The sequence below is a fragment of the Candidatus Dadabacteria bacterium genome (assembly GCA_026706695.1).
In the GTDB taxonomy this organism is placed as follows: domain Bacteria; phylum Desulfobacterota_D; class UBA1144; order Nemesobacterales; family Nemesobacteraceae; genus Nemesobacter.
In genome coordinates this window covers 1-13,158 of the sequence record JAPOYE010000041.1, presented here as the reverse complement: position 1 = coordinate 13,158, position 13,158 = coordinate 1, and the positions used below count along the sequence as shown (strand labels likewise).

Genomic DNA, 13,158 nt, shown 5'->3' with positions numbered 1-13,158 from the left:
TTTAAAACTATAGAATGGAAAGACGACAGGGTCTTAATGATCGACCAGAGAAAGCTTCCGGGAGAGGAAGTCTACGTTGAATGCACTACTTTTGAAGAGGTGGCCGAATGTATAAGGAAACTGGTTATCAGGGGAGCCCCGGCGATAGGAATAGCGGCCGCCATGGGAATGGCTCTCGGAGCCGCGGGTATCGGAAACGATTGCTCCTATGAAAATTTCGAAGAGCGCTTGAAAGCCATATCGGATCATCTGGCCCTGACGCGACCGACAGCCGTAAATCTGTTTTGGGCCATCGCCAGAATGAACAGACTGATTTCCAAGTGCAGAGGCAAAGAAATTGAAGAGATAAAAAACCTTCTCATAACCGAGGCGATCAATATACAGAAAGAAGACATTGAGACATGCATGCAGATCGGGGAAAACGGATCCAAACTCATAAGAGAAAACTCTGTCATACTCACGCACTGCAACGCCGGAGGACTCGCCACCGCCGGTTATGGAACAGCTCTAGGGGTAATAAGGTCAGCCTTTAACCAAGGCAAGAATATAAGCGTAATATCATCAGAGACAAGACCTGTCCTCCAAGGAGCGAGGCTCACTACGTGGGAGCTTGAGCGGGATGGAATCCCGGTCCGTTTGATAACCGACAGCATGGCCGGGCATCTGATGAGTAAGGGGATAGTGAATTCAGTCGTGGTCGGGGCTGACAGGGTAGCTTCAAATGGAGATACGGCAAACAAGATAGGAACCTATTCCCTCTCCGTCCTGGCCAAGCATCACGGCATTCCCTTTTACGTAGCGGCCCCCACTTCAACCATAGATACCGAATGCTTAAGCGGAGAGGACATTATAATTGAGCAAAGGGAACCCGAAGAAGTAACGCACATAGACGGGAAAAGAATAAGTGCGGAAGTAACCGCAATCAATCCCGCTTTTGACATTACACCGGCCGAAAATATCGAATGCCTGATAACTGAAGTCGGACTGTTTAAAAAACCCTATACTAAATCTCTCGGCAGACTTAAAAAGAAAGATCAGTAATTTCCCCTTTCGATTTCCTCTTGGGCTTCGACGCTCAGTTTCGTAAAGGGCATGACCATCAGCCTCTCTTCGCCTATTTTTTCCCCTGTAACCTCGCAGAAACCATATTCCCCGTTTTCAATCCTCTTTAGAGCATCATCTATCTGATGCAGTTTGCTGCGCTCCCTGTTCGAAAGAGTAAGGGCAAGTTCTCTCTGCCTGTCTTCGGATGCGTGATCATAAAAATCTCCGACATTGAAACGCAGATGATCCGATTCCTCTTTCATTGATCGGGTTACATCTTTAAGTAGTTCCTTTCTCATCTCTTTAAGCATGGCAGTCATCTGGTTAAGGAACTTCTTTGTATATTTTCTGGGGTTGGTTCTCCTCGACTTAGCTTTTGTTCCGGTCGCCGCAGAAGAACTTTCCTTCAAGGTCTTTTTTTCAGGTTTCTCCTTTTTTACTCTGGGCATGTTGACTCCTCCGGTAATCAAAGTCTAAAATTTTTAGGGTGAATTAAGATAAAATTATTATTCCTTTTGTCAATACCAGTTGTTGTCAGCAATTGGGGACTATTATCTTGTCATATTCCCCGCCTCGGTGATAATATAGCTTTCTTAATTGTGACCCTTCCGAGATGAAAAAAGGCTCTAACAATAGGGATGCCTGGGCGACCAAGACAGGCCTTATATTAGCCATGGCGGGCAACGCCATAGGCCTCGGCAACTTTCTTAGATTTCCAACGCAGGCCGCGGAAAACGGCGGCGGCGCTTTTATGATCCCCTATTTCATAGCATTTATCCTGATAGGGATTCCGATCATGTGGATGGAATGGGGAATGGGAAGGTATGGAGGGTCTCGCGGGCACGGAACAACCCCTGCAATATTCAATCTTTTCTGGAAAAGCCCCATTTCCAGAACCCTTGGCGTTATAGGACTCTGGATACCCCTTGTCGTAACAATTTACTACGTTTACATTGAATCCTGGACCTTGGGATACGCTCTGCATTTTCTCCTAGGAAGCAATCCCAGTCTCGATCCGGGGTCGGTTTCAAACGCCGCGGAGTACGTAAAACCCTACAGCAGCTTTCTTGCCGATTATCTCGGTGCGGGAGACGGGGTGTTCCTCACCCCTTCCAAGATGGCTATTACCGCCTTTGTAATCACAATCAGTGCAAATTTCTACATCATGCTAAGAGGAATATCGGGAGGCATAGAGATATTCGTCAAGTATGCCCTCCCCATGCTGTTTGTCCTGGCGATAATACTCGTAGTAAAAACTCTGACGCTCAAGACTGATTACGGAACCGCGATAGAGGGGCTTAACTTTCTCTGGAATCCCGACTTTGAAGCCCTTAAGAACCCGAAAGTATGGATAGCGGCGGCCGGGCAGATTTTCTTTACGCTGAGTCTGGCTTTCGGAGCAATAGTTGCGTACGCATCCTACATAAAGATCGATGATGACGTAACCCTAAGCGGCCTGACTTCAGCAACTCTTAACGAGACAGTGGAGGTGATTCTCGGGGGCTCGATAGCCATTCCGGCTGCAGTGGCGTTCTTCGGAGTCGCAAGTGTGGTCACCGTAGCGCAATCAGGTGCATTCAGCTTGGGATTCGTAAGCCTCCCCGCAGTGTTCAGCAGCATTTCGGGAAGCCTAGGAGGAGTTGAGGCGGGCAGAATCTTCGGATTCTTGTGGTTTTTTCTCCTGTTTTTCGCCGGCATGACCTCGTCCGTAGCTATAGCATATCCCGTAGTAACCTTCCTTCAGGATGAGTTCGGCATCTCGAGAGAAAGAGCTGTCGTATACACTATGCTGATAATAATTGTAAGCGTGCTGCCGGTGATACTGATAAGCCAGGTCCTTGACGAATGGGATTTCTGGGCCGGCACCATAATGCTCGTCGTATTCGGATTCATTGAAATTGTAATGTTCATGTGGGTATTCGGGGCCGATAAAGCTTGGAATGAAATAAACTCGGGGGGATTTATAAAGGCGCCGCGGGTTTTTTACTACATCCTAAAATATCTGACGCCGTTTTTCCTTCTGATTCTCATGTCGTGGTGGGGATACAGCAGTCTGCCTTCGATAATCGGAGAGACTAGCTGGAATATCTGGTTTGCTAGGCTTTATATTGCAGGGTTGTTTGTTTTCCTTTTAGCTATGGTTTATATTGCCGGTAGGAGGGAAAGATAATGGATTTCGCCGCTGCACTCTTCATGTTTATCTCTTGGGCAAGCGTCTTGAGTCTTCTCTCTTTCTGCCTGATAAAATTCCACAGAAACCCCAAGTAGCTGCCGCGGTAGCATCTTAAGATGTTCCGCGACCCTGTTTGGCAACCAGCAGGTGTTGCCGGCTTAGCCCTGTTCCGTTTCTTTTTGAAGAACTTCCTTGGGTTTTCCGATACGGAGAATTCTTATAACGTCTTCAAGCTGGTGTATCAAAAAGAGGGTAAGAGTAAAAGACGTAGCGAAAAGAACTAGGGAGTTTCCTCCGATTATAGCTATGAGAACTAATCCGGCCGAATAATAATTTCTCCTCCCCAAAAAGCGAAGACGGGCAAGCAGTTTCCTTAGGAGGGAAAGTTCCTCGGGATTGATATGCTTGTCGACTTCAAAGTACGCAACTAGGCTGCCGGAATCCGTGTACTTTATCAGAAAGTAAAACGACCATATAAGAAACAGGATGAAGATGATGATATTATAGCTTCCGAGGATCACCGCAACGGTGCTTCCGGTCTGAAGATAATATCCAACAGGAACTCCGATCAGGAAGGAAAGCACCGTGAACTGGTCACTTATGGTATCAACCCACTGCCCTTTTTTTGTCTCCATAAGCTTTATTCTCGCAACTTCTCCGTCACACCTGTCCAAAACAGTTGCCGCCTGCATGAAAAGAGCACCGAGCACCGGATGACCAAGGGCGTAAAGCGGCCCGCAGAGCACCCCTATCAGGTTAATCAGAACGCTAACAGCGTTAGGCGTAAGAGATGTTCTTATCAGGAGCTTGCTCAAAGGAAGAGACATCCGGCCGTTTATATTTCTGGCTATCCATCCGGTAGCCGTTTTACCTACGTGAGAAAAAATGATTCTTTCCGCTTCTTTTCGGGATTCTTTGGTATCCGAAAGGCGATACCAGTACCCACTGTCGGCACTGAAGATTCTCATACGGTTCCGGGTGGCCTCGTCACCAAGCCAAGTATTGAGCCCGGCAGCCGAAAGCACAGATGGGACTTCTGTGAAGTTTACGGAGAAAGCGCCAAAGACGCTGCTTCCTCCACCGAAATACTTGGTTACGTAACCGGTTTCCCTGTCCATGCCAACAACAGGATCAGCGTCCTGCTGAACAAGCACAGAAAACTCATCCTCGCGGCAATCAGATGAATCACGAACGAATTTTTCAAGGGAATTGGAGTTCGTGACAACCAGAGAGGATTCTAAAATAAGAACCCTGCCCGAATTTATCGACAGCGACCCTCCAGGTGGGACCCAGTTTATATCCGATGTGATTCTCGGGTCATCAATAAGAAGGTTTTTTAGAAGACCCGCGTTGTCGGTAATTATATGAAACTGCTCAGTTCCGGCACGTTGACAATTTATTATAATTCTTTTGAGTTGAGGGACTTGCGCTATCGATTTGCTTGGGAATTTGGATAGATCCTCGCCATTTGTTCCTGTGCCAGAACAAAGTACAATAGCGTCTTTCATGGCAGATTATTCGTAGGAGTCAACAACTCTCAGAAGACTTGGGGCACGGTATTCCTTTTTCAAGAATCTGTCAGCCTGTTTTCTCGCCCTGAAAAGATCTAGTGGACAGTCGACATCCATCCAGTAAAGTTCGCCTATATCGAGGGGCTTGATTTTATACCCCTTGCTTATAAGCCTGTGTATTGAGGAAATGTACCATTTGCCTTCGGCATCGGGATTCCTCATCTCTTCCTCAACCGCCCTCTTGAGCAGTTCAACACCCGTATCCCTGAACACTCTTATGCCGACTGATTCGGCGGAGGTCTCGGCGTTTGATATCTCCTTGCTTATCTTTGTGATTCTGCTGTCGTTGACAACAACTTTCATGTCCTCCCTTTCATATCGAGATCTCTTTTTTATGGGAAGACAGATTTTTTCATCCCTGACTGCAAGCGCCTTGTCCAGAACACCTATCTCGTACACATCGTCTCCGTTCATGACCACTAAATCTTCGTCAAATTCGCTCCTGGCTATCCAGAGAGACACAAGGCTGTTTGTAGATTGATAGAAAGGGTTGTAAAGGGTGTTGATTCTCATTCCCAGGCCATCATAATTCCTTAGGAAATCCTCCACTCTCTCAAAACCAAAACCCACGACGATCACAACTTCGTTTATGCCGCAGTCCCTTATAAGGTTTATCTGGTGTTCAAGTATGGATATATTCCCAATATCAAGAAGACACTTGGGCTTGTCGTGAGTGTAGGGATATAGTCTAGTTCCCCTACCCGCTGCAAGTATTATAGCTTTCATAAGTCAGATTTTTTAAATAGAAATCATACACCCGCGGAATCAAGAAAAGCAGACGATAACCCCGGCGAAAAACATGAGGAATAACGCCTTATTCTTCAACATCCTCCGGGAGCTAATGTAACTATAGGAGCTAGGTATGTCAAACAGGGCTTTAATCCGCAAGTCTTACGCGGGTTTTGGCTGAAACAGAGGGAAGTCACCCATCGGTCGCAAGTTTAAGACCGTTAATTCCAGATTTTATGCTGATTATATTGTTCATCTCATCAACGTATATAAGCTTGGGTCTGTGTGTTTGGCTCTGTTCTTCATCATAGATTGCAAAATCCGCTATTATCAAGCAATCGCCTTTTCTCGCAAGATGCGCCGCCGCACCGTTTACACAAACTATGTTCGAACCTCTCGCGCCTTCAATCACGTAGGTTGAAAAACGGTGGCCATTGGTCAGATTGAAAATGTGAACCTCTTCATAGGGAAACAGATCCGCCGCGTCCATGAGATTTCTATCAAGCGTAAGACTCCCTTCATAATCCAACTCGGCATCAGTTACCGTAACTCTGTGTAGTTTGGATTTAAGAAGTACTCTCTGCATTACCAACCTCTTAAAGCACAATATTATCGATAAGCCTGGTATCGTCCAGCCTCACAGCCAACGCCACCAAGTCACCCTCCACGGCTCTGTGCCGGAGCTCTAGGGTTTCAGGGTCTCTTATCTCAATATAATCAATATCATTAATTTGAGCCATACGCAATACCCTATCTGCCTCGGCAAGCAGAATTTTGCAGTCATCGCAACCGCTTTTGAACTTCTTTCCGATCTCTCGCAGGGCTTTGCTCACCGAAGCCGCCCTGATTCTCTGCTCCGCGCTGAGGTAAGCGTTTCTTGAACTCATGGCAAGTCCGTCAGGTTCCCGTACTATAGGCATTTCCACTATCTCGATGTCCATATCAAAATCCCGTACCATCTTCTGAACAATCTTAAGCTGCTGGTAGTCCTTTCTTCCAAACACCGCAAAATCCGGACGGACAATGTTAAACAGCTTAAGCACAACCGTCGCTACCCCGTCAAAATGCCCCGGCCTGAAAGGACCGCAGAGGCAGTCCCCAAGGTTTCCCACAGAAACCGTGGTCTGAAAGCCGTCAGGATAAATATCGCTTATATCCGGATAAAACAGATAGTTAACGCCGCAACGCGCGAGTTTTTCCACGTCGCCTTCGTAGTCCCTTTCGTAACGATCAAAGTCCTCACCGGGTCCGAACTGCGTGGGGTTAACAAAAACACTTGCGACTGTAACGTCCGCCCTTCTAACCGATTCCTCCACGAGTGTAATATGCCCTGTGTGCAGGGCCCCCATAGTGGGAACAAAGCCGAGTTTCTTGCCCGCTTTCCTGCAAGCATCGGAAATACTCTTCATGTCGGAAGGGCAGTTGAGCACAGAAAGCACCCCCGCACTATCCATAAGACTGCTCCTGTGAAGGAAAAGTCCCTTTTTTTACCTCTTTCACGTATTTTTTTGTTGAATCGGAGATTGTCTTTGCAACCTTCGCGTATTTCTTGACGAACTTGGGGAGTGGCTCCGGCGTCAGGCCGATCATGTCGTTTACAACAAGCACCTGTCCGTCGCAATCCCCCCCGGACCCTATCCCAACTGTCGGTATTCCTAGACTCTTGGTAACATCTCTGGCCACCTCAGACAAAACGCTTTCGATAACCACCATGAAAGCGCCCGCCTGTTCACAGGACTTGGCGAGACCCAAAAGCGTTTCGCGCTCGCCCGGCAGACTTCCCTGTACCTTGTAACCACCCATTACGTGAACAGACTGCGGACAAAGCCCTATATGAGCAACAACGGGAATCCCGGCTTTCTGGATGCGGTACACGGTATCGACGTATGCATCATTTACCTCAAGCTTAACCGACTCAGCCCTCCCTTCCTTTAAAAGTCTTCCGGCGCTCTCTATAGCATCTTCGGGAGATTTCTGATAGGAAAGAAAGGGCATATCCGTGCACAGATGAGCCCGGTTCACGCCTCTTGAAACAATCTTCGTGTGATAAATCATTTCATCCAGCGTAACGGAAAGCGTATCTTCAAGACCCTGAACCACATTGCCTAGAGAATCCCCAACCAGAACCACATCTACTCCCGCTGCGTCCACTATCGCGGCAATGGTAGCATCGTACGCCGTTATCATGGCGATTTTCTCACCCTGCTCCTTCATCTTACGAAAATCAGTTGTTCTCAGCTTCTTCATTATTCGACTCTATTTCTTTTTCGAAACCGCAAGGGGATCACTCAACGTATATTCTGGCTGAGTATCCCCGCTTCCTCAAAACTACGCGAAGCATCTCGGCGTCTTTCCTTTTCTTGAATCTGCCAACCCTCACCCTGTAATAAGTATCCCCCTCAAAGGCAAAAGATTCCACCCTCACATCCTCATCCGTGACACGCGAGAGCTTTCTTTTGAGTTCATTGGCCGCCGCCTTGCTTCGAAAAGAGCCGGCTTGGACTGTGTAGAGGGAGACAAAAAGGCTTTCTGACCTTTCAGAGGGCGTCGACAGCACTTCTATTTTCACCTCCGCAACACCGCTTTTAACAAGTCCGATGGATTTCGCGGCCGCGTATGAGAGATCTATCACCCTGCCCCCTATGTAAGGACCCCTGTCATTTATCCTGACCCTTACCTGCCTGCCATTCTCGCGATTGGTAACACGCACGACGGTACCAAAAGGAAGCTCCTTGTGCGCCGCGGTATAGGCATTTCTATTGAATACCTCGCCACTTGCGGACCTCTTGCCATGTTCCTTGTCCCCGTACCAGGAAGCCTTGCCGTACTGTACGGTATCCGTCGATCTGGGCCGCTGAAAATCCCGACTTTCCCACTTCGGGGAACCTGAAGAAAAAGAGCAACCGACCGCAAAAAACGCAATCAAAACGGCGAATCTGACCCAGATCATAAGGTTCTATTTTACCATAACGGATTCCCTCGCAGACACCGACATGCCGGAAATACCCGTTTTACCGCCCGCAGTCTTGAGTTTATGAGCGGTTATAATAAAATAGTGCCACCAAAAAACAGGCAGATACGATGAACCGGCCGGATTATAATTTTTCCCTGATAAACCGACTTCCCCCTTACGTGCTAGGCGTAGTCAACGAACTTAAACACAAAGCGCGCGCCAGAGGAGAGGATATAATCGACCTCGGCATGGGGAATCCTGATCAGGCAACGCCGGACCACATAGTGGAGAAACTGCGCGAGGCAGTAAGTGAACCCAGAAACCACAGATACTCCGCTTCCGCCGGACTGCCCAAACTTCGTCTGGCCATAACCGACTGGTACAGAAGAAATTACGATGTTGACCTTGACCCGGATTCTGAAGCTGTCGTCACGATAGGATCAAAAGAAGGCATATCGCATTTAATGGTCTCCATACTCTCCCCAGGAGATATGGCGATAGTTCCAAATCCCTCCTACCCGATACATAGCTACTCCGTAATCATAGCAAGAGGAGACACTCACAGTTGTCCCATGGGGAAGAAAGAAGACTTGATACAGTCAATAGAAAAAGCGATAAAGGAAGTGTGGCCAAAACCCAAAGTACTTATCCTTTCATTCCCCAACAACCCGACAACACAAGTCATGGACCTTGATTTCTTCGAGAAAGTCTGTGATCTGGCACATGAAACGGGTCTTATAGTAGTGCATGATCTGGTTTACGCAGAACTGTGTTACGACGGATACAAGGCCCCGAGCATAATGCAGGTAAAGGGAGCCAAAGACGTTGCGGTGGAATTCTATTCACTTTCCAAAACCTACAGCATGCCCGGCTGGAGAGTAGGCTTCATGGTGGGAAATCCAGAAATCGTTTCCGCGCTCAAAAGGATAAAAAGTTACCTTGACTACGGAATATTCCAGCCGATCCAGATAGCCGCAATTACCGCTCTCAACGGACCTCAGGAACCTGTAGAGCGCATAAGGGAAACCTACAGGTCCAGAAGAGACAAACTGATCGAATCATTCGCAAGGGCCGGATGGGAAATCCCAAAACCGAAAGCCACCATGTTCGTATGGGCACAGATACCTGAAGAGTTTGCGGAAATGGGGTCGCTTGAATTCTCGAAACTTCTTATAGAGAAATCAAAAGTCGCCGTATCCCCCGGAGTGGGATTCGGAAACTACGGAGAAGGGTTCGTAAGACTTGCGCTTGTTGAGAACGAAAACAGGATAACTCAGGCGGCAAGGGGAGTTAGGAAGCTTCTTCAGGACGCCCACGGCTACTAAAAAGCCTGCCCTATGCTTATAAAAATCTTGAATCTGTCGTCTCTTTCCTCATCCTCGGGGTTTAGAAGATAGCCGAAATCCGCCCTGACCGGCCCGATAATCGTATGGTATCTCAATCCGGCACCGGCTGCGTACTTCAGGTTGGAAGCACTGAAACCGAAACTTTTTGAATAAACATTTCCGTAATCGAAGAAAATTACCGCTCCAAGCTTGTTAAAAAGCCCGAAGCGGGCTTCAGCGTTGCCAATGATCATAGAGTTGCCCCCAAGAGGATCCCGATCCGAATTAAGCGGACTCAGATGCTGAAATGAATAACCCCTCATGCTTGCACTGCCTCCGGCGAAGAACCTTTTGAAGATCGGCACGTCAAGCGGGTCAGTCCCCCCAAGTGTGCTTATATTTCCAATCGTCGCCCTTTTTCCCAGAACGATCCCGGAAACACTCTTGTAGTATCTTAACTCGGCCAGAAACTTCAGGTAATCGGTGCGGGCGGAGCTAGTGGTCTGAATCGGTCTTTCCATGAAGAAAAACAGCCGCATTCCACTGGTAGGATTTATAAGGCTGTCGGTCAGGTCATACTCAACTCCCAGATCAACAACCGTCAGGAAGACGCTGTCGCGGGCACTCTCAATCGGCGTTCTTACCACCTGAGAATCTATATCCGCAAATACGACGTTCAGGGAACTGAAAAGTGTGAGATAATCAAAAAACTCCTTGGACAAAGTACTGTTGAAATCGAAACTCAAGCCCTCATAGCCCGGGAAATCATCCCTTCTCACGTCAAGCAAAAAAGCAAGACTGGAATTTCTGCCGACTAAGTGAGGCTGATCAAGTCTGGCCAGTAAACCCCGTGTCAGGGATGAATAACTGGAAGTAACCTGCAGGGTCCTTCCGCCGTCGAAAAAATTCCTCTGGCTCCAAGATAACTGTGCCCTTAGATTGTCCTCCGTGGCGTATCCAACTCCAAGCTTTATCGTTCCGAGTTTCCTTTCAGTAACGCTGTATATAGTCCGAACCTCGAAGTTCCGCTCGTCGTATTCAGTATCCACTATAACGGAATTGAAAAGTCCGGTTTCAAAAATGTTCGCCCGCGATTTCTGAGTCTCTTTGAGAGAAAACAGGTCCCCTTGCTCGTACTCTATCTCCCGCTCGAGAAGTCTGGTGGCAATATCGGAATTTCCCCTGAATATCACGTCGCCGAAATAATATTCCTGTCCCGGATCGATGGTGAATTCAACATTAACCTCTCTGCTCCTCAGGCTCACAATCGCTTCGGATTTTACATCCGCCAGAGGATAACCCCTATCGGAAAACAACTCCGTGATAAGGACTTTTGACTTCTGGTAGCTTATCTGGGAAAAAGGTTTCCCCTCTTCCAAGAGGATTCCCTCGGCGACATCGGAGACGTAATCGTCCGGGTGGTTACCAAGAACTGCTATGTTCAAAGTCTTCACTATTACAGGGTCCCCTTGCTCCACCCTTATTTCTATATCCACTTTTCGGTTTCCATCCCGGAAATCTAAGGTATGGGTTACCGTGGAACCGTAATAACCATATTCCCTGAGAACCTGCTCTATTCTTTTTATATCGTCCTCAAGGAACTGCTCGTTGAATTCCGGACGTTTTCTCCAAGGCCTCCTTAAGGGAAAAGGAGTTATCATGGAGTCCTTTATTCTCTCGAGTTCTATGTCTTCTAGCCCCTTTATCTTGATCCCGGAGATAAAAACCGTTTCGTCCTTCTCCGCTTCCTCGGCTCTAACATCCAAAGCCAAGGGAAAAAGCACGAGAAGAAAAAGTCCCGAAAGCAAAAGAGCGACGCTTTGAGGTATGCAAAGGAATTCGCGCGGGAAGTTGCTGCTATAGTTGCGGTCAGAAAAAGAAGATATAGGGCTATCCATTTCCATTAATGTTAACAAGGACAAACCGACTTTAACAAGAACAAACCGAAAAAACCGACAGGTTAGAAACAGACGTAGACACTTTAATTGTACAAGAGTCAACGATAACCGTCCGTACGCGTAAAACCACATGCATAGCGATTCCGGACCAAGAGACAATTGACAAAATTGCCGGGCCCACACCGCCTAAGAAGCAACAATTCGCATGTATAGCGGAAAAAAACAAGACCGCTTATACATAATAATACGGCAATATGATATTATTTTTACCGAGGTCGTTTAACCATGGAGCTTTTGTTGCTCATTCTGTTTGTTCTGGTCGGATTTTTCGCCGGTACATATATACTGGGGACTTTCTTCTCTCTTGTTTTCATGCAGTTACCGGAGGTTTTCAGATCAAGGGCCAGCGGGAGTTCTGAAGTGCCGGTACAGAGGCTTGCGCATCTAATTTTGGAAACCATAGGGTGGTTCTTGCTGCTTCTCTCGCTTATATTCCTAGTAAACAAGTACCTTGCCGACTATCAGAAGCTTTTTCTCTGCGGTATATACGTAGCCCTGGCTTTCCACATAGGAACACTTCTGAATCTTTACGGAAGACCTTCGTAAAACGCAAAAAGAAAAATAGGGAGGACCGCGTCGCTTTCTCGTGCTGTGTCAGTATAGACGCGCTCTCAAATTCAACTAATCCGGTTTTTTTACTCGCGGCAGGTCGCAAGACCCAAGGGAAAAACCATTGTTTTTGCGGGCTAGCGCTTTTTCTGCGCTGAAAAGTTACTATCAATAAACATCTGCCTGGCAGGATCTCCTGGATCCTCCCTGCGTTTGCGGCGCAGATCCTTCGCCGTCTTTTTTTCCAGAACAGGTTTATGAATATATTCAATTTCTATTGTTCTTTTTTTAGAGTTCACGTTTGCGAGTACTACTGTGTCCGAAAGATTCCACGACAGAACCTCGTAAGAGAACATTTTCTCCCGCTCGAAAGCGTCGCCGAGAATATTAGCGAGATCACCGACAAGTTCGCTTTTTGCGAATGCAAAACGGTTCTCATCCTCAAAACTGAATAAGATGGAACTTGACATAAGATTGTCTTTATAAAATTCAAGCCGGGTTTCATGGTCGGGCGGCGGGTCAAGAGCAACTCCGGACAAGGAACCGTCCAGAACGACTTTTCGTAGATCGTTTGAGTACTCGCGGTCAGAAATAACCTTGAGTTTGGAAGATTCGATCAGATTAAGTGCGTCTTTTTTAGAAATCCCGAATTCAAAACCGTGAGGAGTCCTGAGATTCACTTGGCTTCCCTCAAGATGAAAGGGAAAGAAGAAGCAAACTGAAAAAATAAGCGTCAGCCAAATTCTCGCGCAATGCATAAGGTTTTCCCGTGATATAAATCGCTTAAACCCGTGGTATACTTTGGGACCTGTGATTCTAACTGTTTTATACAAGCTTGTTAAACGCAGCACGGTGA

Annotated in this window: 13 protein-coding genes; 4 read left to right on the top strand and 9 right to left on the bottom strand. The window is 47.2% G+C overall.

What is annotated here, in order from left to right:
* A partial coding sequence (gene mtnA, locus OXG10_02960; GenBank protein ID MCY3826331.1) for an S-methyl-5-thioribose-1-phosphate isomerase occupies positions 1-1,041 on the top strand: 1,041 nt, incomplete at its 5' end.
* Here mtnA and OXG10_02955 read toward each other — a convergent pair.
* Positions 1,035-1,493: a TraR/DksA C4-type zinc finger protein gene (locus tag OXG10_02955; GenBank protein MCY3826330.1), complete on the bottom strand. Its 459-nt coding sequence runs from the start codon at positions 1,491-1,493 to the stop codon at positions 1,035-1,037. The genes mtnA and OXG10_02955 overlap by 7 nt on opposite strands.
* A gap of 164 nt (positions 1,494-1,657) precedes the next feature.
* Between OXG10_02955 and OXG10_02950 the strand changes: the two genes are divergently transcribed.
* Positions 1,658-3,214, top strand: coding sequence for a sodium-dependent transporter (locus OXG10_02950; GenBank protein MCY3826329.1), 1,557 nt, complete (start codon positions 1,658-1,660; stop codon positions 3,212-3,214).
* A gap of 161 nt (positions 3,215-3,375) precedes the next feature.
* Here OXG10_02950 and OXG10_02945 read toward each other — a convergent pair whose 3' ends face one another.
* From OXG10_02945 to OXG10_02920, 6 genes are all read right to left on the bottom strand, one after another.
* Positions 3,376-4,725, bottom strand: a complete 1,350-nt coding sequence (locus OXG10_02945) for a CDP-alcohol phosphatidyltransferase family protein (GenBank protein ID MCY3826328.1) — start codon at positions 4,723-4,725, stop codon at positions 3,376-3,378.
* A gap of 6 nt (positions 4,726-4,731) precedes the next feature.
* The gene (locus tag OXG10_02940; GenBank protein MCY3826327.1) at positions 4,732-5,514 is read right to left on the bottom strand and encodes a phosphocholine cytidylyltransferase family protein; all 783 of its coding nucleotides are present in this window, start codon (positions 5,512-5,514) and stop codon (positions 4,732-4,734) included.
* 196 nt (positions 5,515-5,710) lie between these two features.
* On the bottom strand, positions 5,711-6,103 hold the full coding sequence (locus OXG10_02935) for an aspartate 1-decarboxylase (protein ID MCY3826326.1): 393 nt from the start codon (positions 6,101-6,103) through the stop codon (positions 5,711-5,713).
* A 10-nt stretch (positions 6,104-6,113) separates the two neighbouring features.
* Positions 6,114-6,971: a pantoate--beta-alanine ligase gene (panC, locus tag OXG10_02930; protein ID MCY3826325.1), complete on the bottom strand. Its 858-nt coding sequence runs from the start codon at positions 6,969-6,971 to the stop codon at positions 6,114-6,116.
* The gene (gene panB / locus OXG10_02925) at positions 6,964-7,764 is read right to left on the bottom strand and encodes a 3-methyl-2-oxobutanoate hydroxymethyltransferase (GenBank protein ID MCY3826324.1); all 801 of its coding nucleotides are present in this window, start codon (positions 7,762-7,764) and stop codon (positions 6,964-6,966) included. Before panB ends, panC begins: the two co-directional genes overlap by 8 nt.
* 37 nt (positions 7,765-7,801) lie before the next feature.
* Entirely contained in the window at positions 7,802-8,467 is a 666-nt protein-coding gene (locus tag OXG10_02920) for a septal ring lytic transglycosylase RlpA family protein (protein ID MCY3826323.1), read from the bottom strand.
* 131 nt (positions 8,468-8,598) lie between these two features.
* Here OXG10_02920 and OXG10_02915 point away from each other — a divergent pair, with 131 nt between their 5' ends.
* Entirely contained in the window at positions 8,599-9,795 is a 1,197-nt protein-coding gene (locus OXG10_02915) for an aminotransferase class I/II-fold pyridoxal phosphate-dependent enzyme (protein ID MCY3826322.1), read from the top strand.
* Here OXG10_02915 and OXG10_02910 read toward each other — a convergent pair.
* Positions 9,792-11,693: a BamA/TamA family outer membrane protein gene (locus OXG10_02910; protein ID MCY3826321.1), complete on the bottom strand. Its 1,902-nt coding sequence runs from the start codon at positions 11,691-11,693 to the stop codon at positions 9,792-9,794. The two genes, OXG10_02915 and OXG10_02910, sit on opposite strands and share 4 nt — an antisense overlap.
* A 285-nt stretch (positions 11,694-11,978) precedes the next feature.
* On the opposite strand from OXG10_02910, the gene OXG10_02905 reads away from it, so the two are divergent.
* Positions 11,979-12,299 carry a hypothetical protein gene (locus tag OXG10_02905; protein ID MCY3826320.1) on the top strand — a complete coding sequence of 107 codons (321 nt, stop codon included), beginning with the start codon at positions 11,979-11,981 and terminating at the stop codon, positions 12,297-12,299.
* A gap of 140 nt (positions 12,300-12,439) precedes the next feature.
* Here the strand turns inward: OXG10_02905 and OXG10_02900 are convergent, their stop codons facing one another.
* Entirely contained in the window at positions 12,440-12,982 is a 543-nt protein-coding gene (locus OXG10_02900) for a hypothetical protein (protein ID MCY3826319.1), read from the bottom strand.
* Between the last annotated feature and the right edge of the window lie 176 nt (positions 12,983-13,158).